The sequence below is a fragment of the Solitalea longa genome (assembly GCF_002920915.1).
GTDB lineage: Bacteria > Bacteroidota > Bacteroidia > Sphingobacteriales > Sphingobacteriaceae > Solitalea > Solitalea longa.
Map to the genome: position 1 here is coordinate 123302 of NZ_PQVF01000004.1, position 25142 is coordinate 148443.

Annotated in this window: 21 protein-coding genes; 10 read left to right on the forward strand and 11 right to left on the reverse strand. The window is 37.7% G+C overall.

Annotated elements, in window-relative coordinates; translation table 11 throughout:
- Positions 1-72 precede the first annotated feature (72 nt).
- From C3K47_RS06320 to C3K47_RS06335, 4 genes are all read left to right on the forward strand, one after another.
- Positions 73-2211 carry a S46 family peptidase gene (locus C3K47_RS06320; RefSeq protein WP_103788281.1) on the forward strand — a complete coding sequence of 713 codons (2139 nt, stop codon included), beginning with the start codon at positions 73-75 and terminating at the stop codon, positions 2209-2211.
- 73 nt (positions 2212-2284) lie between these two features.
- Complete coding sequence (locus C3K47_RS06325) at positions 2285-3640, forward strand: TlpA disulfide reductase family protein (protein WP_103788282.1); 1356 nt, start codon at positions 2285-2287, stop codon at positions 3638-3640.
- Between the two features lie 3 nt (positions 3641-3643).
- Positions 3644-5005: a TlpA family protein disulfide reductase gene (locus tag C3K47_RS06330; protein ID WP_103788283.1), complete on the forward strand. Its 1362-nt coding sequence runs from the start codon at positions 3644-3646 to the stop codon at positions 5003-5005.
- Between the two features lie 201 nt (positions 5006-5206).
- On the forward strand, positions 5207-6457 hold the full coding sequence (locus C3K47_RS06335; protein WP_103788501.1) for a pyridoxal-dependent decarboxylase: 1251 nt from the start codon (positions 5207-5209) through the stop codon (positions 6455-6457).
- A gap of 128 nt (positions 6458-6585) precedes the next feature.
- On the opposite strand, the gene C3K47_RS06340 is transcribed toward C3K47_RS06335, so the two are convergent.
- The 10 genes from C3K47_RS06340 to C3K47_RS06385 form a co-directional block, all read right to left on the reverse strand.
- Positions 6586-7017, reverse strand: coding sequence for a hypothetical protein (locus C3K47_RS06340; protein WP_103788284.1), 432 nt, complete (start codon positions 7015-7017; stop codon positions 6586-6588).
- 371 nt (positions 7018-7388) lie between these two features.
- Positions 7389-8477 (reverse strand): hypothetical protein, encoded by a 1089-nt coding sequence (locus C3K47_RS06345; protein ID WP_133159341.1) that lies wholly within the window; start codon positions 8475-8477, stop codon positions 7389-7391.
- Positions 8478-8642: 165 nt separating this feature from the next.
- Positions 8643-10421, reverse strand: a complete 1779-nt coding sequence (locus C3K47_RS06350; RefSeq protein ID WP_103788286.1) for a glycoside hydrolase family 15 protein — start codon at positions 10419-10421, stop codon at positions 8643-8645.
- Between the two features lie 78 nt (positions 10422-10499).
- Positions 10500-11735, reverse strand: coding sequence for an MDR family MFS transporter (locus C3K47_RS06355; RefSeq protein WP_103788287.1), 1236 nt, complete (start codon positions 11733-11735; stop codon positions 10500-10502).
- Positions 11736-11912: 177 nt separating this feature from the next.
- Entirely contained in the window at positions 11913-12548 is a 636-nt protein-coding gene (can, locus tag C3K47_RS06360; RefSeq protein ID WP_103788288.1) for a carbonate dehydratase, read from the reverse strand.
- A 99-nt stretch (positions 12549-12647) separates the two neighbouring features.
- Positions 12648-14030 carry a dihydrolipoamide acetyltransferase family protein gene (locus C3K47_RS06365; protein ID WP_103788289.1) on the reverse strand — a complete coding sequence of 461 codons (1383 nt, stop codon included), beginning with the start codon at positions 14028-14030 and terminating at the stop codon, positions 12648-12650.
- 174 nt (positions 14031-14204) lie between these two features.
- Complete coding sequence (locus tag C3K47_RS06370; RefSeq protein WP_103788290.1) at positions 14205-15128, reverse strand: ribonuclease Z; 924 nt, start codon at positions 15126-15128, stop codon at positions 14205-14207.
- An 11-nt stretch (positions 15129-15139) separates the two neighbouring features.
- A complete protein-coding gene (locus C3K47_RS06375) occupies positions 15140-15526 on the reverse strand; it encodes an STAS domain-containing protein (protein WP_103788291.1) in 387 nt (128 codons plus the stop codon).
- 78 nt (positions 15527-15604) lie between these two features.
- Positions 15605-16555, reverse strand: a complete 951-nt coding sequence (locus C3K47_RS06380; RefSeq protein ID WP_103788292.1) for a phosphoribosylaminoimidazolesuccinocarboxamide synthase — start codon at positions 16553-16555, stop codon at positions 15605-15607.
- An 88-nt stretch (positions 16556-16643) separates the two neighbouring features.
- Positions 16644-17657: a PhoH family protein gene (locus C3K47_RS06385; protein WP_394341680.1), complete on the reverse strand. Its 1014-nt coding sequence runs from the start codon at positions 17655-17657 to the stop codon at positions 16644-16646.
- Positions 17658-17779: 122 nt separating this feature from the next.
- On the opposite strand from C3K47_RS06385, the gene C3K47_RS06390 reads away from it, so the two are divergent.
- The 4 genes from C3K47_RS06390 to C3K47_RS06405 all read left to right on the forward strand — a co-directional run bounded on the left by C3K47_RS06390 (position 17780) and on the right by C3K47_RS06405 (position 20954).
- Entirely contained in the window at positions 17780-18556 is a 777-nt protein-coding gene (locus tag C3K47_RS06390) for an SAM hydrolase/SAM-dependent halogenase family protein (protein WP_103788293.1), read from the forward strand.
- A gap of 7 nt (positions 18557-18563) precedes the next feature.
- Positions 18564-18860: a putative quinol monooxygenase gene (locus C3K47_RS06395; RefSeq protein ID WP_103788294.1), complete on the forward strand. Its 297-nt coding sequence runs from the start codon at positions 18564-18566 to the stop codon at positions 18858-18860.
- Positions 18860-19063 carry a hypothetical protein gene (locus C3K47_RS06400; protein ID WP_103788295.1) on the forward strand — a complete coding sequence of 68 codons (204 nt, stop codon included), beginning with the start codon at positions 18860-18862 and terminating at the stop codon, positions 19061-19063. The genes C3K47_RS06395 and C3K47_RS06400 overlap by 1 nt, the downstream gene beginning before the upstream one ends.
- A 64-nt stretch (positions 19064-19127) precedes the next feature.
- Positions 19128-20954, forward strand: a complete 1827-nt coding sequence (locus tag C3K47_RS06405) for an ABC transporter ATP-binding protein (protein WP_103788296.1) — start codon at positions 19128-19130, stop codon at positions 20952-20954.
- A gap of 95 nt (positions 20955-21049) precedes the next feature.
- Here the strand turns inward: C3K47_RS06405 and C3K47_RS06410 are convergent, their stop codons facing one another.
- Positions 21050-22276 carry a DUF1015 domain-containing protein gene (locus C3K47_RS06410; RefSeq protein WP_103788297.1) on the reverse strand — a complete coding sequence of 409 codons (1227 nt, stop codon included), beginning with the start codon at positions 22274-22276 and terminating at the stop codon, positions 21050-21052.
- A 96-nt stretch (positions 22277-22372) separates the two neighbouring features.
- On the opposite strand from C3K47_RS06410, the gene C3K47_RS06415 reads away from it, so the two are divergent.
- Complete coding sequence (locus tag C3K47_RS06415) at positions 22373-22684, forward strand: hypothetical protein (RefSeq protein WP_103788298.1); 312 nt, start codon at positions 22373-22375, stop codon at positions 22682-22684.
- Positions 22685-22837: 153 nt separating this feature from the next.
- Positions 22838-25084 (forward strand): bifunctional SulP family inorganic anion transporter/carbonic anhydrase, encoded by a 2247-nt coding sequence (locus tag C3K47_RS06420; protein ID WP_103788299.1) that lies wholly within the window; start codon positions 22838-22840, stop codon positions 25082-25084.
- Positions 25085-25142: the final 58 nt, after the last annotated feature.

A 25142-nucleotide genomic window follows, 5' to 3' on the forward strand; every position in this document is an offset into this window, starting at 1 on the left:
AAGTCATAAACGGCCCCTCTGACCATAGCTGAAGCAGGGGCCTTTTTTCAACCAATCAATAGAAAAACTGAAATGTATAAGAAAACCATTATAAGATGGTCATTGCTGATTGCTTTTTTATTGTCGTTCACTGCCCAGGTACGTGCAGATGAAGGCATGTGGCTACTGGCCTTGTTAAAAAAGAACAATGCTGACGAGATGAAAGCAATGGGGCTGAACATTCCCATAGAAAAAATTACCGGCGATGACGGTGCTTTAAGCGAATCGGTAATTGGATTTGGTTCAGGATGTACCGGTTCTATCATTTCAGGTTCAGGTTTAATACTTACCAACTATCACTGTTCCTACAGTGCTATTCAACAGTACGTTACACCTACAAATGACATTTTTCAAAATGGTTTTTGGGCCAATACTACAGAACAGGAGCTTCCTGTTCATGATTTAACCATTACCATCAATAAAAAGATACTTGATATCACAGCCGAAATTAAAGGTGCTAGCGACGGCAATTTTAAGGATGCAATGGATGCTGTTTCGAAAAAATATCAGCAAAAGTATCCTAAGTATAAGGTCCTTATTAAGTCGTACAAAAACAACAGCCTATTTGTATTATTTCTTCAGCTGCAATACAAAGATGTACGTTTTGTAGGGGTAGCACCTAAAAATGTTGCCAAGTTTGGTGGCGAAACTGATAACTGGATGTGGCCTCGCCATAGTGCCGATTTTGCGTTCTTTAGGGTATATGCAGATAAAAATGGAGCGCCGGCGGCTTATTCAAAAAACAATGTGCCATTGGCGGTTAAAAACTACTTACGTATTTCTACCGAAGGTTATAAAAAAAGTGATTTTGCCATGTCAATGGGTTATCCTGCCATGTCCGATCGTAATGCTACTTCTTCAGAAATCTGGGATAAAACGCAGGTGGTTAATTCGGCAATGATAGCCGCCCGTAAGCTTCGTCAATCAATTCTGGAAGAAGAAATGGATAAAAGTCCGCTCGTTAAGCAATTATATGCTGAAAAATATGCCACCTCAGCCAACTATTATAAGAATGCTGTAGGTATGAATTTTTGGGTGGATAAATTAACTATCATCTCACGCAAAGAAAGCTATGAAAAGGAATGGATGAAATGGGCGACCCAAGACGAAAGCAAGAAAAACCTTTATGCCACTTTATTGCAGGATTTGAAAAGTGGAACAGAAGCAAATGCGCAATATAAAAAGGCGCTTAACTATTATGTAGAAGGCTTTGGGTCATGTGAAATGATTCAGTTTCTTTCAGCCTTTGCGAATTCATATACAAATTATGTTACGAGTTTAAAAACGAGGCCAACTCTTCAAAACGACTTATCAAGCACAGCCAGAGGATATTATAAAAATTTCAATGCAGAAATTGACAAGAGGGTAACCAAGGCAATGCTTAAGCTTATGGCTGATAGTATTCCTGAGCAATTATTGCCTGAGATTTTTTCTTCGAAGAACCTTCATTCTTCTGCAGCGATTGATCAGTATGTTGATGAGCTGTTCCAAAGTTCAGTTTTTGCGAATGCGGATAAACTTCAGAATTGGTTAAAGAACCCATCGACACCGATTGAAAATGACCCTGCGGTGTTATTAAACGAATCGATAGAGAAAAAGCGTAGAGAACTCTTCAAAATAAACTCTTCTAATTCAAACAAACTATACAGATACGCTTCTGCCTACTCAAACAGCCTGGATGATTTTAAAGGTGGCCGATTTTATCCGGATGCAGATAGAACCATCCGTCTTTCATATGGAACTGTTACAGACCTGCAAGTGGACGGTAAGACTATCCCCTATCAAACCATGTTTAGTGGGTTGATCGCCAAAGCTGCCGATACAACAATTAAAGATTATCAACTCAATTCAAAACTGAAGACGATTTGGCATAACAAAGAGTTTGGGAAGTATGGAGTAAACAGCGACATACCGACTTGCTTTGTGACCAACGGAGATGTTACCGGTGGTAATTCCGGCAGCCCGATGATGAATGCCAATGGAGAAATTATCGGACTGGTATTCGACTGTAACTGGGAATCAATGACAAGGGAGTTCAATTTCGAAAAAGACCTACACAAAGTAATCTGCGTAGACATTCGCTATTTACTCTTTATTACAGAGAAGTTTTCTGGTTCAAATAGAATAATCGCTGAAATTGAGAAGGCCAATCAAACTAGCAACCTAAATTAATCAATAAAGGTGAGGCTGCTTCTCAGGAAACTGGTAAACAGCCTCATTGATTTTTCAGTATTGAATTATAGCAATGAAAAATATATTCAGGCAAGCCGCAATTGTTTCTTTAGGGTTGATAATTACTATCCAGACGTATGCTGAAGACGGTATCAAAACCATCGTGAAAGGTTCGGTTCAAAACGCAAAGATCAAATCGATCATGATCTCGAGGCGCACTAATATGCGCGGCGATAAGGTCACCGATTCTATAGCATCCAATGGTCAGTTTCAATTATCAATGAATGTAAAACAGGCTGGATTTTACGTATTATCAAGCATCTCAGGCAATCTTGATGGAGTAGATATGTATCTAAAACCAGGTGATCAAATTGCAATAAAAATAGAAAAGTATCAGTTGGTGATGAGTGGCAAAGGAAGCGAACTAAACCAGTTTCTATATAACATTCAAAAATCGATGCCTTACCAAGGCTGGGTTGCCAGCTATAGACAAACGTATAACGAACGAGTAAAGGCCATTAATAATTCGATTAATCCAGAGGTAATTCGTAATAAGTCGCTTCTCTTAGGTAATGCCCAGGGAGAATACCTGAATAAAGTTTTTGGTCCGCTTATCGAATACAAATCGCATGGCGGTACTCCGGATATGATGGAGGTGAATTTTAGCGATCTGGATATTCAATTAGTGCCGGAAATCATGGTTTATCCTAACTGGAACGAAACTGTCACTGAGCTGATGTTTGCTAAAGTTAGATCTGGCAACTTGAAAGTGCGAAGTATTAACACTTGGATAGCCGATTTTGGAAATGCCATTGCGCATCCAAAATTACGGGAAGAGTTTATGCTGGAACTAATAAATTATTCGGCTTCAAATGGCGACCTCACACTCAACAAAGAGATTAAAGAAGCATTGCCTTTGATTAAAGAACCCAAAAATATTGCTCGATTAAATACAATAAAAATCAAGCTGGCCATGAACCTGAATAATTACAAATCAGCTCCGGCGGGTACTGATATGAATACTTACTCTTTTCATGATTTAACCGGCAAGCAAGTTTCGATCAGCGATTACAAAGGCAAAATCATCTTTATTGATATTTGGAATACAGGATGTAGGCCTTGTATTGCAGAAATGCCTTTCTTAAGGAAAATGGAGCAGGATATGCAAGGGGAAGATGTTGTGTTCCTTTCCATTTCTTGTGATTACACCACCGAAGTTTGGAAAAAGTTTTTGGAAAACCGAAATCAAACCGATGAGCATCAACTGATCATGGGTAAAAAAAATCCATTTTTTGAAAAAATTGGAAGATCAGGAATTCCACGTTTTGTGGTTTTAGACAAAGAAGGCAAAATGGTAAATAGTAACTGCTGCAAGCGCCCGTCGAACCCATTATTAAAGGTTTATCTCACTGAATTATTAAATCAATAAACAATGAAAAAATACTGGGCAATTTTTGTCTTACTATTAAGTGTGACTTTATCAGCAAAAGCACAATACACAGAAATTAGCGGCGTTTCAAAAACCGAAACACCGAATAACGTTAGGCTATTTAAAGTGGTGCAGGGTCGTATTGAAGAAATTGCCTCTACTACTCCAGATGCAAAAGGTGCCTTTAACTTTAAGTTTCAACCGGAGTACAAAGGATATTATGCAATTGGATTTGGCGATAAATATGAAATACAGGATAAATATAAGATTTACGCAAAAGGTGATGATAAAATTAACCTGAAGTTGAATGACTCTACCTATGTGCTCAATGGCGAAAACACCAAAGAAAACCTGTTATTGTATCAATGGTATAAGTTAGCCTACAAGGTGGAGCGAAGGTCGGTGTATTTTAGCCGTAGCGGAAGAAGGATGCAAGGTTTCTTCCCTGAATTACAAAACCTGGTTGATCAATCGCAAAATTGGATAGTGGGCAAAGAAACGGGAAACGCCGAATTTGATCAGTTATTGAAAAGCACTATCGATTATGATCTGGCTTATTTTACCACGGCCTTCATGATTTCTCCACGCGCTTCAAAACCTAATCCCAACGACTATACTGCATATGTAAAGAACTTTAATGCAGAGCAGTATTTACAAACTGAAGAGCTGTTGAGATTTCCTTACGGAACTACATTGCTAAGAAGTCTGGTAGCATTTAAAACTCAAGACTATTACAATAGTGGTTGGGAAAAACAATTGCATGGAATTTCAAGCGATGTTTTGAAAGGAGAGCTCGTATTAAGTAAAATGGCTACTGTTAAATCATATACCAATTATCAGGAGTTATATGATGCTTATAAAAAGTACTTTCTTACAATTGATCAAAAAGAACGTGTAAAGAAAATTGAAGCGGGATTGCAAAAATATAAGCCAGGCGCGGCAGCTGTCAATTTTACTTGTTGGGATGTAACTGATAAGGAAGTTTCACTTTCAGATTTCAAGGGTAAAATTGTATTGGTTGACGTTTGGGCAACCTGGTGTGGCCCATGTAATAAGGAAATCCCTTATTTAAAAAAATTGGAAGAAGAGTTTCATGGCAAGGATGTTGTTTTCATGGGTGTTTCTGTGGATGAGCCGAAAGACAAAGAGAAATGGAAGAAATTTCTAATCACCAATCAACTGGAAGGTGTTCAGGTGTTTGCCGGAGGATGGCATCAATCAACAATTGCCAAATCGTATAACATCAATGGGATTCCTAGATTTATGCTGTTTGATAAAAATGGTAATATTATTAATGTTGATGCTCCTCGTCCCAGTGATCCGAAACTGAAAGAAACGCTTGATCGTTTATTAAGTGGTTTATAAGAGTAGTTTAATACAAAAATCATAAACAAAGAAGCAATCTCCGCAAGAGATTGCTTCTTTGTTTACTAGCTATCCTCTTCCCTAGTCTTCTAAGAATGTATGCACTTGGGCATTTTTCAAAAAAACTTTACATTATATGATTTAAATCATTCCTTGCAATTTCTGCTTGATTTAGATTTACAGCGTAAATTGAAGAAAGAAATGTTTTGGAAAAAATTAAGTCATAACGAGATCAAAGAGATCGTTTTTGATGCTTTACATAAAAACGCGAACTATCGTTCACAGGCTGTCTTAGGAGTTCCAGGTACCTATTTAGACAGTGAACAGTTTTACCCTGATGCACCTTTTTTAAAAGATGCACCTTATATGTCGGTAATGGTAAACAACCCTAACCATATTGGTTGCCATACCTTATCGGAAGAATCGGTACTTGACATTTTTGAGGGTACCCAAAAAATTGAAAAGGAATTGATAAAGATTTGTGCGGAACAAATTTTCCATGGAAAAGAAAACGATGCTGATGGCTATGTGGCGCCAGGAGGAACTGAAGCCAATATCCAGGCAATGTGGGTGTATCGTAATTACTTCATGAAAGAATTTGGAGCTAAAGCAAACGAAATCGCTTTAGTTTACTCCCAAGACAGTCATTATTCGATGCCTAAAGGTGGTAATATTTTAAGCTTGACATCTATCATCTTAGAGGTGGATGAAGAAGATCGCTCCATTAAACAGGAGGATCTGGAAGCAAAAATTACCCAAGCTCGAGCCAACGGAATCAACTATTTCATTGTGGTAATGAACCTGTCGACAACCATGTTTGGTTCTGTTGATGATATAGACCGTGTGGCCTCTTATTTCGATTCATTGGGAGTGGAGTTTAAAGTTCACGTTGACGGGGCTTATGGTGGTTTTATCTATCCATTTACTAATCCTGAAAGTCGTTTTACATTCAAGAATAAATACATTACATCGTTTACCAGCGATGGGCATAAAATGCTGCAAACACCTTACGGAACCGGTTTATTTTTGATCCGGAAAGGCTATATGGATTATGTTTGTACGGATGAAGCTCAATACATTCCTGGTAAGGACTATACGATTTGCGGAAGCCGCTCAGGTGCCAATGCCGTTTCTATCTGGATGATTTTAATGACACATGGTTCAGCAGGCTGGCAATACAAAATGGAATCGTTATGCGACCGTACCAGCCGCATTTGCAGTAAACTGGATGAACTAGGTGTGAAATATTTCAGAAATCCACACATCAACATTATCACAATTAAAAGTGATTTTGTTTCGAAACAATTGGCTGAAAAATATCACCTGGTAGCCGACAGCTATGAATTTGGTGCGAAATGGTGGAAAATAGTAGTAATGCCACACGTAAAGCAAGGCCATATCGACAGCTTTTTAATGGATCTGGAAGCAGAACGTAAAGCTGTAGCAGTTTAAATTGAAGTTTTTAGTTTAGTTGTATATTCAATTGGGCAGATTTACTGCCAATGATAAAAGCCGGAACCAACAGATTAATCCCTGCGTTCCGGCTTTTTTATGTACGTAAAATATGACTTTACCGTTCGTTAATACCTCTCCATTAATCGTTTAAAATACGACCATTGATTTAACAAAACTGGGCTTAAGGCTGCAGAAACTATAAGGATAAAAAACAAGGGGTGGACAAGCAATTCTTTCGTTTCGGGTTGAAATACAAATGCATACAGTAAGGAGATAAACACATAAAGACCCGCATTCAACACTATAAAAAGTAAAAGCTTACTGGCAAACCTGAGCTTGCTTAAGAAATAAAACAACAAAGTAGATAAGGCAAAATAAAAGATCAGCCTCATTAATTGCAAAAACAAGGTGTTTTGTAAATAACTTAATGTACCATATTCATCGCTCTTGTTAAGCATTTCGATCAACCCAAAAACCAACGATAGCACAAGGCTTATAACAGTATCACTAAGCCATAGAAGCAGGCAAATCCAAATTGTTTTAATTATTCTTTTCATTTTTTTTAATTCCTAACCCTACCCTATTGCTAAGCTGTAAAAAAGCAAACGATTTCAACAAATAGTATCTACAAACAAACTCTCACAAAACCACCTGTCTATCAGCTATTTTAAATCGTTATTTTTAAAAATCGACGTTTTGCTTTCAATGGGCAAAAATACATGGCAAATATCAAATAATTAAACTGATTACCTTTGAGAAGCATCATATTTTTATCAGCAGGATTTTATTAAATACCAAAGTCGTTTTTGACAGAGTAAACCCAATATAAAATTCAAATAAGTTTTAGCTTCTATTGTAATATAAAACTACCAGTATTCCTTATAAGTCTTAATAAACGAACACCTTTAAGGCACTAAAGAAAATACAACTATTGTAACTTAAGAGCGGTATATAAACGTTTTTTAAAAATTTCATTTCCACTGTAAAAAGCCTCAATAGTTTCACTTAGTAAAATAGCAGGTGAATAAACTATTCGATTAGTATTGAAAGACAACGCATTCATAGCTTTATCACTCCTATTTCGATTTTGTACCTCTACATATTTTATATAAGCTTGATGCTCCTTATTAATAGCTGCAAATTGCTGTTCTTGCTGATTGAAAGTATTAGTTGTAGTGATCGCACCGTTTGTAGTAGAAATCAAGGGAGGAGTTGCTTTAGTAACAATTGTAGCTGCATTGATACGGGCATTCTCATAATCTTCTTTTGCCCAATATTCCAAACCATCATTATAAGGTATGGGGGTTAATTTTTCCTTATAAAAATGACCCTGAAAGGCAGTCATTCCACTATCTACATTTAAAGGCTTTACTTTTAGTTCAGCATAGTTGTTGTATTTTGTGGTATCAAATATCGAATCAACAACATTTGAAAAGGAAAACTCCTGCATTTTAATCTTTAATCCTTCATTTAAATCATAGTCACGTATTACAGCAGTAGTTAATAACCCCTCAAAAGCGTTTAAATACCGCAGTAATGGATTAAATGCTGGCAAAAATAAATGATCTACTAACTGCTTAAAATCAGATTGATCAGGGAGATAGACAAATGTTATCGTAGCATTTTGATTTTTCTTCCTCAACTTATTATAGTGAATATCATCTACTATTTCTTCACCCATATCTTTTACCTTCCAATCGATTGAATCGACAGGAATATTCACGTTTTCAAGGATCAATTTGGTTTGTTCCTTATGATTTACCCAACAGGTTTCACCATTTTTCAGATTTTTATAGGCATCATAAACAATGCTTTGAGTAGTATCTATTACCAATGTTCTAACTACATCACCTTTCTTATAAATCCTTAAAAAATAACCATTGCCTAAGCCATCCTTAAGACTATAACTTATCAAAACATTCCTATCGAGGATTTGTGCAAAGGATTCTGTAGTAGAAAATATTGTAAATACGAAGAGGAAAATGGTTAAAAATTTAAAAAGGAATTTTTTGTTCACGAAAATCTTCATGGAAATACTAGGTTAGGTTTTGTTTAAATAGCTGATAACGCCACGAAGATAAGGCTTTCAGAGAAATTATTCCAAACTCCGGCAGATGAAGAGATATTAAAATACACTCCAGCCATCCTTCCGACTGAGAACTGTAGACTGAGGACTAACTACTTACAAAAAATCCGGTTTATCCATTTTCTTGGCAATACGATAAGCGGCATTCATTAAGCCCACATGACTGTAAGCCTGCGGAAAATTGCCCCACTGACTGCCATCAGTCGACAGTACATCTTCGCTCAACAAACCCAGGTGATTGGTGTATTTCAAAAGATTTTCAAATGCCTGTGTAGCTTCATCAACCCGACCAACACATGCCAGTGCTTCCACATGCCAAAACGCAGTAATTAAAAAGGTGGTTTCAGGCACGCCAAAGTCATCTTCATGCTTATAGCGATAAAATAGACCACCCGGTGCCTTAAGTTCTTTTTCCACTGCTTCCAGATGTTTTCTGGCCTTTTCGCTCTTCGGGTCGAGGTAGTTCATCATAATAAGCTGCAAGGTGCTTGCATCCAGGTTTTTATTTCCAACAGCTTGTGTGTAAACCTGACGTTCTGCATCATAACAGGCTTCAATATGTTCTGCTGCTCTTTCGGCCAGCAAAGAGGCCATTTTCTCCAACTGATGGCTTTTAATATGGCGTGCTATGCAAATGGCAGCCTGGCAACCCGCCCATTGAAACAAATTGGTATACGAGTGCCGTTGCGCCAAATGCCGAAACTCCCAAATACCGGCATCTTCTTCATCAATTGTTTGCTGTATTTTTATCAGCATTTTCTCCAGCCATGGTGCTGAGTCATGTCGTTCGGCATAGGTAAAGCGCTTATCAGTATAAAGTGGTAATAGCGATAAAAGCATTTGTCCATAGGCATCATTTTGAATATGTTCAGAAGCTTGGTTACCAACCCTTACCGGCTTATTGTTTAAATATCCTTCCAGATCAACTTCCTTTTCTGTTAAATCGGCGTCACCTGTAATACTGAATAACGGCTGGTACCTGCCCTTTTCATTTTCAGAAATATTGGCCAGGTAATGAAAATAATGCTCCATTTCTTCGAAGTGGCCAATATTGTTAAATGCCTGCAAAATATAATAAGCATCACGCAACCAACAAAAACGATAATCCCAGGTACGTCCACTTCCGTCAAACTCAGGCAAACTGGTGGTACTGGCCGCTATAATGGCCCCAGTATCTTCGAACTGATGAATTTTTAAGGCTAATGAAGAGCGGATCACCTGCTCCTGGTACATGTTTCCTATCCCTGTATTTTTAATCCATTGCTGCCAATAACTGGTGGTTCTACGAAGAAAATCTTCGGCGGTACTTTCTAAAGGGGCTTCAAGAGGGCTGCCATAGGTCAGTACCAGGTATTTGGATTCATTTAACACCGAATACTTCCCCTCAACAATATGACTTAGCGGAAAATTAGTGGTTAATCTTATTGGGTTTTCCAAACCATGATACTGCAAATGATTACTGCCCGCCAACATTTTCAATTCGCATTCCCCATAGTTTTTGGTGGGTTTACATGTTACCTTAACCCTTGGATTTCCAGATAATGCCTGGATCTTTCGAATAAACATTAACGGTTTGAAATAGCGTTCAAACTGAAAAAATCTTGGGGCAAAATCTGTAATACGGTAAATACCTTCTCCACATTCAACCTCTGTACACAAAACATTGGTATTCTCTACATAAAACTGTCGTGAGGTAAAAGGACCTTCAGGAAGTATGGTATACGAGCCGCCTTTGTTGCGGTCAAGTAAGCTGCCAAATACAAAACTACTGTCGAAACGGGGCCAGCAAAGCCAGGATATATCCGTGTTTTTATTAACATGAGCAATAAAGGCACAATTGCCAATAATGCCTGATTGATAGGTGTGTTTCTGCATAAATGAGAGCGATTTAAAAAGAAACGTCAATAGTTTAAGTTAACGTATTTTGCAGAGAACGGAAAGCCAACAGTCTATTTAATTGACCTCAACCATTTCCACTTCATGAACAGCCTTTTGTTGCATCCACCAAAAACCTATAAAAACAATTAAACTAATGATAGTGATCAAGTACCATAAAGCAGTAAAACCAAAGCTCTGTACCATTTTAGAGCCCATTGTTGGTGCAATTACCTGTGCGGCAGAATAAGCGATGGTATACAATGCTGCGTACTGGCCACGATTATGATCGCCACAACGTTTTATCCAAAATGTATTCATAAAAGGCATTGAAAACATTTCGCCAAACGTGATCAGCAACATACCAATAATTACCACCCAAGCCGAAGGGCCAAAAAGATTAAATATAAAATACGAGGCTCCTGTTAACAAAACGCCCCTGGCAATATAATAAAGAGGAGAACGTCTCCCTTCTAGCTTAAAAACCAAAACCATTTCAATAACTGCTATCAGCAATCCATTAATTGCCATTATCAGTCCTATCTCCCATTCATTAAGATGCACTACCTGCTTATAATAAACAGGCAGGATACTGAACATTTGAAAGAAACAAACGGCATTTAAGGTTACAAATACAATAAACCAGATATAGGTTTTATCACGATACGCCGATTGACGCGTGTTTATTTCCACCTGATCTTCTTTTTGGGCAGGAACATACTCTTTTTTAACAGGTGGCAGTAATATCTTTAGCAAAATAGCGGCAGCAATACATGTTAATCCATCTGCCCAAAATAACAGATCATAACTTATACTGGCCAATACACCGCCAACAGCGGGCCCTATTGACCAGCCCAGGTTAATAGCCAAACGATTTAATGAGTAGGAACGGGTTCTGTTTTCAGGTGCACTATAATAAACTATTGCAGCTGCATTGGCGGGTCTGAATGCTTCACTAATTACACTTAACATAAAAAAACAAGCACCAATTGTGTAAATCGAATGCATTTGCCCCAGCAGAAAAAACATGAAACCATTTAAAAATAAGCTCCAGAATTGAAGCTTGGAAAACCCAAATTTATCGGTTAGCTGCCCCCCAACAAATGCGCCGATAATTGCTCCCAAACCGAAACAGGCCATAACTGCACCTGCCTGCTCAATTGAATAATGTAGATCTTGTGTGAGGTAAACGGTCATAAATGGTAATACCATTGTACCTGCCCGGTTAATGAGCATTACAGATGATAACAACCAAGTTGGACGGCTAAGGCCTCGGTAAGCGTTTTTGTAAAGTGTTAGTGCTTGTAGAAACATTTGATAGTCTTGGTTCTACGAATATCAGAAAATTAGATTCAGGCAGAAATATGAAAAGAAGAATAAAATGTAAAGAAATAGGTTAAAGAGAAACTTACTTCGGTTCAGCAGAAAAACCATTTTATAAATCAGGAGCCGATTAGTTGAACCGGCTCCTCAATCTAATTAAGTAGAAAACTATTTAATTTTATATTGATAAATAGTGTTGATATGGCTGATATCTGATGCCGACACTTCTAAATCATGCAAAATTCCATCAGCAACGTCGAACACCCAGCCATGCACCGAAAGCTTCTGTCCTTCTTTCCAGGCTTTTTGAACAATGCTTGTGTTGCAAACATTCAATACCTGTTCTTTAATATTCATTTCACATAACAAACGGAATCTGGTCTCTTCGTCTTCAATTCCATTAAGTTCATCCTCATGCATACGGTACACATCCTTGATATTTCTAAGCCAGTTATCAATTAAACCGAAATTATGCTGACCCATAGCTGCTTTCACACCTCCACAGCCATAATGCCCAACCACTAAAATATGCTCCACCTTTAACACCTTAACTGCATACTGGATAACAGAAAGACAATTTATGTCGGTATGCACCACCATATTAGCTATATTTCGGTGAACAAATACTTCACCCGGATCAAGACCTGTAATTTCATTTGCCGGTACGCGACTGTCCGCACAACCTATCCACAAAAATTTAGGTTCCTGTAATTGTGCCAGTTTTTTGAAGTAGTTTTCATCCCTATCGAGCCAATGCTGCACAAACTTCTTATTGTTTTCAAAGAGTTTTTCGATATCCTTCATTCTAGATCGTGTTATTTTATTATTGTCAATTCAGCTTTCAAATTATTATATATTCAATAAAAAACCGCCTCATTTTTAACTGAGACGGTTAATACCTATTTAAATATCTCTGTTGGGATCAAATGATTCGAGATAATCGGCAACTTTTCGCACAAACATACCGCCCAGCGAACCATCCACCACACGATGATCGTATGAAAGTGACAAAAACATCATATGGCGAATAGCTATTACATCTCCAAATTCAGTTTCTATAACAGCTGGTTTCTTTTTAATAGCACCTACTGCTAAAATTGCAACCTGCGGCTGATTAATAATTGGAGTTCCCATAACGTTCCCAAAGGATCCCACGTTGGTTAAGGTAAAAGTGCCACCCTGAATTTCATCAGGCTGCAGTTTATTATTGCGTGCTCGATTCGCCAAATCATTTACCGATTTGGTTAAACCTACCAAATTCATTTGATCGGCATTTTTAATTACCGGAACAATTAGATTGCCACTTGGCAAAGCAGTGGCCATTCCAATATTTATATTCTTGCGGATAATGATCTTGGTTCCATCTACCGAAACGTTGACCATTGGCAGATCTTTAATTGCTTTTGCAACCGCTTCTATGAAAATCGGAGTAAAAGTAATTTTATCTCCTTCGCGTTTCTCAAACGATTTCTTTACCTTTTCTCTCCACTGAACAATGTTGGTTACATCGGCCTCAACAAATGAAGTAACATGCGGAGAAACATGTTTACTCATCACCATATGATCGGCAATAAGCTTTCGCATACGGTCCATTTCAATAATTTCATCAGCACCACCCACAGAAACTGCAGGCGCTTTAATTTCAATTGTTGAAGCAACTGCAGGTGTAGCTTTAGTTGAAGTAACTGCCGCCGACTTTTGCTCAATAGCTTGTTTTACAGGCTCAGCTTGTTTTGCAGGAGCTGAAGTGTTGCCACCAGCGCGCTGCTGTACATATGCTAAAATATCTTGTTTAGTTACACGTCCTTCTGAACCCGTTCCTTGAATCGAATCAAGCTCAGCTGCCGAAATATTTTCACTTTCAGCAATATTGCGAACCAATGGGGAATAGAAACGAATTCCACTTGATTTTATCGGAGCATTAGTTGACTCAGTACGACCTAAAGTGGCATTTACAAGTTCTAAATCAGGTAATTCTTCCGATTGTGGCTCATCAATTTTAACAGGAGATTCAGGCTCAGTTGCAGTGCTAGTGCTTTCTGCAACTTCGGTCTCAATAATAGCAATGGTTGCCCCTACCTGTACCACATCATTCTCTCCAAAAAAGGTTTCCATCAATGTTCCCGAAACTGGAGAAGGCACTTCTGAATCAACCTTATCAGTGGCAATTTCCAATACATTTTCATCGGCATCAATCTTTTCGCCAATGTTTTTCACCCACTTGATAATGGTGGCTTCAGCCACACTTTCACCCATTTTGGGCATAATCAGTTCGTAACGTGCCATAGAATGTAGAATCTCGTTTATTTAATAAGGTTATTTTTTGGTTGAACAAATGTAGAAATTTTCTTTAAACGAAAATGGCTTATTTGAAGTAGGAGATCAGAATTACACAGTGCAATTGACAATATTGGCAAGCAATAATCTATAGTCTTTCTATCATTGATTGTTAGCAGCAGATCACTGTTCTCCAACTTCAAAAGTAAAGCCTTCCTTGGCTAAAAAGCTATTTTTAAAAAATGCCTGGCATTCTTCTAAATGGGGTAACAGGTCGCGATAGCGAGCCGAAAAATGACCGATAATTAGTTTTTTAGCATTCGCCATAGTGGCAATTTCACCCGCCTGGCGAGCAGTAGTATGAAAGGTATCAGCAGCCCTTTGTTGCAGGTCATGAAGAAAAGTAGCCTCATGGTACAGTAGATCCACTCCTCTTATCTGATCAACAATTTCGGTATTCATAATTGTGTCTGAACAATAGGCGTAGGAACGTGGCAAAGGAGGTTCAACCGTTAAAACTGCATTAGGCAATACTTCTCCATCAGGCAAAGTATAATCGGCACCTGCTTTTATTAATGGAATATAATCGGGTGGAATATTAAACTGTTTAATGTATTCCTTAATAATTCGCCTCGACCGGGGTAGTTCCTTAAATAAAAAACCGGTACAAGGAATACGATGATCAAGAATTATCGTCTCCACCTCGAATTCAGAGTTCCTGAAAATTACCTCAGAATGATCGGTTTGAGTGGGTACAAACTTTAGCGGATAGCGTAAAACTGTTTGTGAGTACTTTAACTGAATTTCGATGATTTCCAGTAACTCTGGCGGACCGGCAATGAATAATTCATTCACACGTCCGTTTAAGTGCATACTGGAAATCAATCCTACTAAACCCAGATAATGGTCACCATGTAAGTGACTTATAAAAATGTAATCGATCTTATTATAACCAAAGCCGTAACGACTTAACTGAAACTGGGCTCCTTCGCCACAGTCGATCATGTAATATTTCTGGTTATAATTTACAATTTGAGCCGACGGATAGCGGTGATGAGCCGGAGTGGCAGAACTGCTGCCTAAAATGGTAACTTCAAACTTCGTCACGCGCAATAATTTTATTCCTCAGCTTCCCCTTTTAAATCACGCTCAATCTCTTCCATAAAAATGAAATCGATCGCCTCATCAATCGTTGGAATAAGATTAATCACGTTTTCTAATTGAGATATCTTAATTAATTTTTCAACCGATGAACTAACACCTGTTAATACGAAAGTTCCTTCTTGATCGTTTCCTTTACATAGACGATGTGCCAGTAAAATAGCACTCAAACCTGATGAATCAGAATATTTAACTTCTGATAAATCAAGAATGACATTTCTGATTCCCTCTGCATTCAATAAAATAAGTTCCGATTTTAGCATCGGAGTAATGATGGAGTTAAGCTTATCTTCATTAAGCTTGAATACTACATACTTTTCGTGTTTATCAACCGAAAATTTCATAGCGCGTAATTTTGTAAATAGTTAATTTGGTTCAATTGTGTTCGCCAAATTAAACTTTAATTTCTAAAAATATACTGTTTAAGCATTTTTTTGAATGAAATCATTCACATTTGATTCCACACGTTCAAAAATATTGCTTGAATCGTCCTTTACAAATTTCTCACCCACAATTTTTTCATACAGTTCTATATAGCGTTCTGAAATGGAGTTTACTATTTCGTCAGTCATTTCCGGAACTTGTTGTCCATCTTTTCCTTGAAACCCATTTTCAATTAACCATTGGCGAACAAACTCTTTCGATAATTGTCGCTGTGGCTTATTCTCAACCTGCAATTGCTCATACGTGTCCTTATAAAAGTAACGTGATGAATCAGGTGTATGGATCTCGTCGATAAGGTAGATCTGTCCATCTTTTTTACCAAATTCATACTTAGTATCAACCAAAATCAATCCGCGTTCAGCGGCCATTTCAGTGCCACGTTGATAAAGGGCCAATGTAAACGCTTCCAGTTGTTTATACTCTTCTTCCGCAACTATACCTTGACTAATAATTTCTTCCCTGGAAATATCCATGTCATGCCCTTCTTTGGCTTTGGTTGTTGGCGTGATGATTGGCTGAGGAAGCTTATCATTTTCTTTCAAACCCTCAGGCAAAACAACTCCGCATAAAAGTCGCTTGCCGGCATTATATTCACGAGCAGCATGGCCTGCCAGGTAACCCCTAACCACCATTTCAACCGGATAGGTTTCGCAAACCAAACCAACAGTTACGTTAGCATCCGGAACGGCAACCACCCAGTTTGGAACAATATCTTTAGTCGCCTCTAAAAATTTAGCCGCAATTTGATTTAAAACCTGCCCTTTAAAAGGTATAGCGCGAGGTAAAACCACATCAAAAGCCGAAATACGATCAGACACTACCATTGACAGGTATTTGCCGTCGATATTGTATACGTCGCGAACTTTACCGCGATAAAAAGATTTTTGCTTAGGAAAATTGAAGTTGGTATTATTTAAAGTCTGTGTCATTTTAATATTTACGATTTACGAGTTAAGAATTACGAATTATTTGATGCTCATCAAATAACCCGTAATTTATAATCCGAAATTTATTCTTTTATATATCCCCGTATGCCTCCAATATGCGGCGCACCAATTTATGGCGAACAACATCCGAACCATTCAGATAAATTATATCGATCCCATCTATCTTATGCAAAATTTCGAGAGCCTTAAACAAACCCGAATGTTGCTTTTTAGGTAAATCGATCTGGGTAATATCTCCGGTTACAATGAATTTTGCCGAAGGCCCCATACGCGTTAAAAACATTTTCAACTGCATGTCGGTGGCATTTTGGGCCTCATCCAATATCACGAAGGCATTATCTAAGGTCCGCCCACGCATAAACGCCAATGGAGCGATCTCAATAGTCCGGTTTTCGAGGTAAGTTTTCAGCTTTTCAGGCGGAATCATATCATCAAGCGCATCGTACAGCGGGCGTAAATACGGATCGATCTTCTCTTTCAAATCACCCGGTAAAAAACCAAGATTCTCTCCTGCTTCTACAGCCGGACGAGTTAAGATGATACGTTTTACTTCCTTGTTCTTCAGAGCCCTTACTGCTAAAGCCACGGCAGTGTACGTTTTACCGGTACCGGCAGGCCCTATCGCAAAAATAATATCGCTCTTAGTGGCACTGTCAACCATTTTGCGTTGATTCTCGCTACGCGCACGAACCATCAAACCGTTAGTACCAAAAACAATAACATCCTTGTTCCCTGCCCCATCGCCATTTACCACTGCCGGTTCGTTTATGTTAATGGTTGATGTAGGTTCAACACCTAATATCAATTCAACATCACGACTGGAAAGCTGATTGAATTTTTCTAGATGGTTGGTTAGATTGTTAAACTTCTGGGTAAAGTTTCCAAGTTCCTTTTCGTCGCCCAAAGCTTTCACTTCGGACCCTCTGGCTACAATTTTAAGCTTAGGAAAATTTCTCTTTAAAATTTCAAAGTTTTCATTGCCGGTTCCCCAAAACACCTGTGGGTCAACATGCTCAAGTTTCAAAATAGTTTCACTCAAAGCCTTACCTTTTTTCTGAATATAACATGTTTTATTTATCGCCATCAAACCCGCTTTTTAGTTTTTAAAAGTGGATGGCTGCTATTTATTATGCGAGTTTTCTTATTAAAATTCCAATATTTGCGTTCGGAAATTTTTGAACGGTAAAAATAACCAAATAATATCGAATGGCAATCATCACCTTAACTACTGACCTTGGGCACCGCGATTTTTATCAGGCGGCACTTAAAGGAGCCATTCTTACACAACTTCCCGAAGCAAGAATTATCGATATTTCTCATCAAATATCTTCCTACAATATACCGCAAGCTGCCTTTATTCTGAAAAATAGTTACAAATTTTTTCCACAAAATGCGGTTCATATTGTAGGTGTTGATACCAATTACGAGCAAGTTCCTCGTTATCTGTTGGTTGCAAACAAAGGGCATTATTTTATTGGTGCCGACAATGGAATCTTTTCATTACTTTTTGATGAAAAACCGGAACAGATCATTCAATTAAATATCAAACCCAATCCTGAATTTGGACATTTCCCCCTACTGGATGTATTTGTAAAAGCAGCTTGTCATGTAGCTTCAGGTAAAAACATAGCCGAAATAGGCACTTTAACAGATGAGTTTCTCCATAGTTCGTTGATGCAGCCTGTTGTGGATGCTAACATTATTCGGGGCGGAGTAATTTACATCGATTCCTTCCAGAATGTGTTAACCAACATAACACGAGAGCTGTTTGAAAAAACGGCAGCAAACAGACCTTTTGATATTTACTTCAGAAGAAATGAATCAATCAGTAAAATCAGCACCCATTATAATGATGTACCGCAAGGCGAAAAGCTGGCCTTATTCAGTATTACCAATTATTTAGAAATTGCCATCAATAAAGGTAATGCAGCAGGATTATTGGGTTTAGGTCCGGGAGATATGGTACGAATTGAGTTTAAATAGAATTAGGATGATAAAGCGAATTGTGAAGATGACTTTTGCACCTGAAAAGGTGGATGAATTTTTAACTGTTTTTGAAGACTCAAAAGCACTGATCAGAAATTTTGAAGGTTGCCAGCATTTAGAACTTTTAAATGATGTGAATTCAACGAATAGGTTCTTTACACTAAGTTTCTGGCAGTCAGAAACAGATTTAGATAACTATCGCCAATCGGAACTATTTAAAACAACATGGGCCAAAACCAAACCACTATTTATAGAAAAGGCAGAAGCGTGGTCATTAAGCATTAAATCAGAAGTACGTTAATGAAAGCATATTTAATATTGATTTCCATATTTGAAGCGCTGATTGGACTTGGCGGCTTTACCTTGGTAGTGTTAAATCTTGTTAAATGGAATGCCGACAAGAGTACAAGTTTTTATTTGTACCGTGCCGGCAAAATTTTAATGGTTGTTTGTGCGGCACTGGCTGTGTTAACCTTTATTAAATTATTTATCATCAAAATGTAAAATTCTTGGTTTAAAAGTCCTCCTTTGGGTATTTTATTAATTTTGTAGGGTTAAAATAAAATAGATGGCGCGTCAGCGATTAAATAGCAGTAACCCTGCAGAACAGGAACTTCCAAAAGCAAAAATTTCAAAAGAATCTTTACAACACGCTTATACATTATTAAAATATATTAAACCTCACCGTATGAAATTCGGTTTAGGTTTATTCTTTTTGATATGTTCAACGTTTGCCTTTATGTATATTCCTATGGAAATGGGCAAATTGGTGGGAGTTGCAACAGAATCTCTTAAAAACGGTGATCTATCAAGAATCAAAGAAATAGCTTTGATCCTCTTTGCCACACTTGCTTTTGCAGCTGTATTTTCTTTCTTCCGAATTTTATGGTTTGTAGAAGTTTCTGAAAAAACTGTAGCCTCTATTCGCAAGGATGTTTATTCCAACTTAATTCGTCTTCCCATGAATTTCTTTGCGCAAAGCAGAGTTGGTGAGTTGAACAGTCGAATTTCTTCTGATCTTTCTCAAATTCAGGATAGCATTACAACTACTCTAGCTGAATTTTTAAGACAATCAATCATTCTTATTGTCGGTATTGTTGCCGTAACCATTATTTCTAAAGAGTTAACACTGTTTATCCTTTGTGTACTTCCTGTATTAATACTTATTGCCATATTTTTTGGAAGATACATTCGTAAAATAGCCCGCCAAGCACAAGATAAATTAGCTGAATCAAATACCATTGTAGAAGAAACATTGCAAGGAATTTCAAATGTTAAAGCTTTTACGAACGAGGCTTACGAAACCAACCGTTATGTAAACAGTATTAACCAGGTAGTTAAACTGGCCATGCGAGGTGCTAAATTCAGAGGAACTTTTGTAATTTTCATCACTTTAGGTCTTTTCGGCGCTATTATTTCAATTGCTGTTTATGGTGCCGGTTTGGTTCAACTAGGCCGTATCGAAATGAAAGATTTTATTTCCTTTATTTTATATGCAGGTTTTGTTGGCGGTGCAATGGGAGGTTTTGCTGAGATTTTGGCGCAAATTCAAAAAACGCTTGGAGCTACCGAACGGGTAGTTGAATTATTGGCTGAACCAGGTGAACCTGTAAATATGGAAGATAGCAGCCATAAAATTGAGCATCCTATTAAAGGCCATCTTGCCTTCGAAAATGTTTCTTTCTACTATCCTTCCCGTCCAGAGGTACCTGTACTTAATGAAGTAAGTTTTACCGCAAGTGCAGGAGAAAAGGTGGCTATAGTTGGCCCAAGCGGAGCGGGAAAATCAACAATAGTTGGTCAAATTCTTCGTTTTTATGAACCCCAACAAGGACAAATATTATACGATAACCTACCAGCATCGGCTTACTCCTTAACTGATATCCGTAACCAGGTGGCCATTGTTCCTCAGGATGTTTTATTGTTCGGCGGAAGTATTAAAGAAAATATTGCCTACGGGAAAATTGGAGCTACTGACGAAGAAATTATGCAAGCGGCCAAACGTGCCAATGCACATAACTTCATCATGAATTTTCCTGAGGGATATGAAACCATGGTAGGTGAACGGGGGGTAAAACTTTCGGGGGGTCAACGTCAACGCATTGCCATTGCAAGAGCATTGCTTAAAAATCCGGTTATTTTAATTTTGGATGAAGCCACCAGCTCGCTCGATTCTGAATCGGAACGTTTGGTTCAAGAGGCACTGGAAGAACTGATGAAGAACCGAACTTCCATTATTATCGCTCATCGTTTATCGACTATTCGCGAAGCCGATAAAATTGTGGTGCTCGAAAAAGGAAAAGTAATTGAGCAGGGAACACACAACGAGTTAATATTAAAAGATAATGGATTATACCGTTATCTGTCGGAACTGCAGCTTGAGAGCAATAATTAAAAAATTGTCAAATTGTTTTATTGAATAATAGTTCAACTTTTGGCACTTTGAAATTTCTTGAATCTTGATTTTATAATTCTGATTTTCTCTGTTTATCAATCTATAAAATGCGTTACCAACCCTAAAGGCATTTTTGGTTCAAACCAGGTTGATTTTGGCGGCATAATTTCACCTGCATCGGCAACTGCCATTAACTCATCAACTGATATCGGGTATAAAGTAATTGCATAATTATACCCTTCTGCATTTATTTTTGTTGTAAGCTCCCGGCAGGTGAATGTTCCCGGAGCGAAGCCAAGTTTCTTATTATTTCGGGGATCATCTATTTCGAATAACGGTTCGAGAATGTGTTTTTGAAGAATGCTTACATCAAGTTGATCCACTCTGGTTTCTGATTCCTGATCATCGCAGTCAATATAAAACTTATACCATTGTCCGTTAGCAAACAAACCAAACTCTCCTTTTTTTGAAGGGTAAAAGCAATTTTCCTTAGCTACTGATTCGAATTGATACTTGCTTTTTATTTGATGGATAAGATTATCAGCCTTTAATTCAGACTTTATTAAACGGGAATAAGAAAAGATATTCAAATCGGTTGAAGGAAAATAAATAGAGGAGAAATAATTGTATTCTTCATTGCCGTTATGCTGTTGGTTATGCTTACGCCTGCTAATTCCATATTTCGAAAACGCCGCAGCCCGGTGATGACCGTCAGCAATATAAACCGGTTTTAAGATTTTAAATTGAATTTCCAAAAATTCAATATCCTCATCCTTATCAATCATCCATAATTCATGTTGTCGTTTGTCTGTATCCAAAAAACTTAAAGCCGCCGATTTTTTAATAATTCTGTTTACAACTGAGTCAATGGAAGTATCAAACTTATAGGTAATCAAGACCGGAATACAGTCCAAACCGGTTTCTTGTATAAACTGATAAAGTTGATGCTCTTTTTCGGGTTGAGTAAATTCATGTTTCTTAATGGAGTTATTCAGATAATCATCGAGTAATGTACAGGTCCATATACCTGTTGATGACTGATCATCAACTGTAAGCCGATAAATATAGAAACAGGCTTTGTGATCTCGTTCTAAAATATGCTGCTGTAAAAAATGCTTAAGCTTAACGATAATATTTCCAAATCTCGATTCATGATTTTGCAAATCAATCTCAGGGTTTAGTAGATGTAAAAAAGATTCAGGATGGGTTTGCAACCATTGTTGATGCTGCGTTGAAAAAGGATTATCAATATGATTCAGCACTACTTTTTCAACAAATAAAGCTCCGGGCTTTAAGCCTTTAAATGGTTTAATAACAGGCATTTTTACTTCGAGTTAATTTTTCAAATAGTCTATTAACTTTATAGTAATAATATTTTTACCATCAATTTAAATCGAAAAAATTAGTTTTGTGATACGATGCTTAAAAAACTGGTACATATTACTTTCATACTACTGCTAGCAAATATTATGCTTGCGGAGGTTTGTACTGTATATAGCTGGTTAAATAAAACATCACAACAGGTATTGATTGAAGAGGAGGATCATAAAGATAACCATGATCATGCGAAAAAATTGAAAAAGAAGTCATTTGATGATTATTTCAACAAAAACGCAGTGCTCCTTCAAAGTATTGATGCCTTTTTACGTTCAAGAAACCATGGTTTCGAACTTATTCTACATAAAGATCCGCATATAGAGATCCTCTGCCCCCCTCCAAACTTTTCTTAATTAAACCTTTTTGCCATGACTTTAGCAATAAGCTAATGTTAATGATGAACTATTGTTTCAATTTTTCGGGCTTGCATTTTCCGTATAGTCAATAACTGATTATACTTTGGGGGAAAATGAAAAGTCGGGTTTAATTAATTAAAATTTACTAAAATGAAAACCTCAGGTTTACTTTCGAATATAAAAAATGACTTTCCGGCGAGTATCGTCGTGTTTTTGGTGGCCTTACCCTTATGTTTAGGTGTAGCTATGGCTTCAGGCGCTCCCCTATTTTCAGGTTTAATTGCCGGTATTGTGGGTGGAATAGTTGTGGGCAGTTTCAGTGGTTCACAGTTAAGTGTGAGCGGGCCTGCAGCTGGTTTAACAGCAATTGTTTTAAGTGCCATAACAGAACTGGGCGCTTATGAAACGTTTTTATTGGCAGTGGTATTAGCTGGAGCTTTACAAATAATTTTGGGATTGGTAAAGGCAGGAACAGTATCTAATTATATTCCATCAAATGTGATTAAAGGTATGCTGGCCGCTATCGGTATCATCCTGATCTTAAAGCAAATTCCGCACGCTTTCGGATATGATGCCAACGCTGAAGGTAATCTCAGTTTTATTGACGCTGATCAGCATAATACCTTTTCTGAATTATTCTTTATGCTTTCTAAAGTTCATTTAGGAGCTATTGTTATTGCTGCTGTGTCGGTTGCCTTGCTGTTAGTATGGGAACGACCATTCTTTAAAAAATTCAAACTATTCCCTGCTCCTTTAGCTGTTGTGGTTATTGCAATGCTGCTAAATCAGTTGTTTATTGTAACAGGGTCACCATTGGCTGTTCAGTCTTCACACTTGGTAAATATTCCTTTAAGCGATGGCTTTGGTGGCTTTGTAAGCAATTTTACCCTTCCTGATTTTACAGCGCTTGCCAACCCTCAGGTTTACATGGTGGCTGTAACCATTGCAATTGTTGCTTCCATTGAATCTTTATTAAGCCTTGAAGCAGTTGATAAGCTCGATCCTGAGCGCAGATATTCGTCTACAAACAGAGAATTAACGGCTCAAGGTATCGGCAATATGATATCGGGCTTAATCGGAGGTTTACCTGTTACTTCAGTAATTGTTCGCAGTTCGGCAAATGTTCAATCGGGAGCAAAATCTAAACTATCCACCATATTACATGGTACACTACTTTTAATTTCAGCCATGTTCATTCCAGGGTTGTTAAATATGATTCCTTTAGCAGCATTGGCAGCCATTTTAATAATGACCGGTTATAAATTGGCTAAAGTTAAGATCTTTAAAGACATGTATCAGAATGGCTGGGGGCAGTTTATTCCGTTCGTGGTTACCATATTGGCCATTGTTTTCACCGACTTATTAATCGGTATTGCCATTGGTATTGCGGTATCTACCTTAAGCATTTTGAATAAAAATCTTCGCAATGCCTATTTCTTCAAAAAAGAGCAATACCACGTGGGTGAAGTAATCAGAGTGGAATTATCAGAAGAAGTTTCATTTTTAAACAAAGCTTCATTGTTGTTGACCCTTGAGAATATTCCTCATAACTCAAAAGTGGTTTTAGACGCCACAAAATCTGTTTATATTGATTTTGATGTTATTGAGGTAATAAAGGAGTTTAAGGACGTGAAAGCCCCTGAAAGGAACATACAAGTAAACTTAGTGGGCTTCAAAAATGATTATAAAGATTATAACAATGTAAGCTTTATCAGTGCCCCTACTAAAGAAACGCAGTCGCTGTTAACCCCTGAAAAGGTTTTGCAAATACTTAAAGATGGCAATGACCGTTTTGTAAGCAACAACCGTTTAGAGCGAAATCACTCGCACTTGGTGCATACCACTTCAAATGGTCAGTTCCCTCATGCTGTAATTTTAAGCTGTATCGATTCGAGGACTTCATCGGAGGTAATCTTTGATCAGAGTATCGGGGATATTTTCAGCATACGTATTGCCGGAAATATTGTAAATGAAGATATTCTAGGAAGTATGGAGTTTGCCTGTAAGGTTGCGGGTTCTAAGCTAATTGTAGTTTTGGGCCATACCAATTGTGGTGCTATTAAAGGAGCGTGCGACCATGTTCAATTAGGTAATTTAAGTGGATTATTAAACAAGGTACAACCCGCATTGGATGCTGAGATTTTGACAGTAAACAATCGAAATTCAAAGAATATCGACTTTGTGAACAATGTTACCAAACTCAACATTTTTGCAACAAAGAAAAAAATACGTGAGAAAAGTGCAATTCTGGATGAGATGATCGCCAACGCAGAAGTTGTTTTAGTAGGTGGTTTATACAATGTAGAAACCGGAAGGGTTACATTTTACGATCAGGGATTACACCATCATAAAGATACTCCTGTGCAAATTATACAGGAAGTTTTCCAACAGGTTTAACTCATCTGTGGATTTTTTTAGTTGTGTTAGTTTGGCAAAGGTGCATTTCATGCACCTT

Excerpts from the sequence above, each read along its gene's own strand:
- C3K47_RS06380 (WP_103788292.1), bottom strand. The coding sequence starts at position 16,555 with ATGACACAGACTTTAAATAATACCAACTTCAATTTTCCTAAGCAAAAA.
- C3K47_RS06350 (WP_103788286.1), bottom strand. The coding sequence starts at position 10,421 with ATGCAGAAACACACCTATCAATCAGGCATTATTGGCAATTGTGCCTTT.
- C3K47_RS06340 (WP_103788284.1), bottom strand. The coding sequence starts at position 7,017 with ATGAAAAGAATAATTAAAACAATTTGGATTTGCCTGCTTCTATGGCTT.
- C3K47_RS06405 (WP_103788296.1), top strand. The coding sequence starts at position 19,128 with ATGGCGCGTCAGCGATTAAATAGCAGTAACCCTGCAGAACAGGAACTT.
- C3K47_RS06410 (WP_103788297.1), bottom strand. The coding sequence starts at position 22,276 with ATGCCTGTTATTAAACCATTTAAAGGCTTAAAGCCCGGAGCTTTATTT.
- C3K47_RS06385 (WP_394341680.1), bottom strand. The coding sequence starts at position 17,657 with ATGGCGATAAATAAAACATGTTATATTCAGAAAAAAGGTAAGGCTTTG.
- C3K47_RS06320 (WP_103788281.1), top strand. The coding sequence starts at position 73 with ATGTATAAGAAAACCATTATAAGATGGTCATTGCTGATTGCTTTTTTA.
- C3K47_RS06335 (WP_103788501.1), top strand. The coding sequence starts at position 5,207 with ATGTTTTGGAAAAAATTAAGTCATAACGAGATCAAAGAGATCGTTTTT.
- C3K47_RS06355 (WP_103788287.1), bottom strand. The coding sequence starts at position 11,735 with ATGTTTCTACAAGCACTAACACTTTACAAAAACGCTTACCGAGGCCTT.
- C3K47_RS06400 (WP_103788295.1), top strand. The coding sequence starts at position 18,860 with ATGAAAGCATATTTAATATTGATTTCCATATTTGAAGCGCTGATTGGA.
- C3K47_RS06415 (WP_103788298.1), top strand. The coding sequence starts at position 22,373 with ATGCTTAAAAAACTGGTACATATTACTTTCATACTACTGCTAGCAAAT.
- C3K47_RS06375 (WP_103788291.1), bottom strand. The coding sequence starts at position 15,526 with ATGAAATTTTCGGTTGATAAACACGAAAAGTATGTAGTATTCAAGCTT.
- can (WP_103788288.1), bottom strand. The coding sequence starts at position 12,548 with ATGAAGGATATCGAAAAACTCTTTGAAAACAATAAGAAGTTTGTGCAG.
- C3K47_RS06365 (WP_103788289.1), bottom strand. The coding sequence starts at position 14,030 with ATGGCACGTTACGAACTGATTATGCCCAAAATGGGTGAAAGTGTGGCT.
- C3K47_RS06390 (WP_103788293.1), top strand. The coding sequence starts at position 17,780 with ATGGCAATCATCACCTTAACTACTGACCTTGGGCACCGCGATTTTTAT.
- C3K47_RS06325 (WP_103788282.1), top strand. The coding sequence starts at position 2,285 with ATGAAAAATATATTCAGGCAAGCCGCAATTGTTTCTTTAGGGTTGATA.
- C3K47_RS06395 (WP_103788294.1), top strand. The coding sequence starts at position 18,564 with ATGATAAAGCGAATTGTGAAGATGACTTTTGCACCTGAAAAGGTGGAT.
- C3K47_RS06420 (WP_103788299.1), top strand. The coding sequence starts at position 22,838 with ATGAAAACCTCAGGTTTACTTTCGAATATAAAAAATGACTTTCCGGCG.
- C3K47_RS06330 (WP_103788283.1), top strand. The coding sequence starts at position 3,644 with ATGAAAAAATACTGGGCAATTTTTGTCTTACTATTAAGTGTGACTTTA.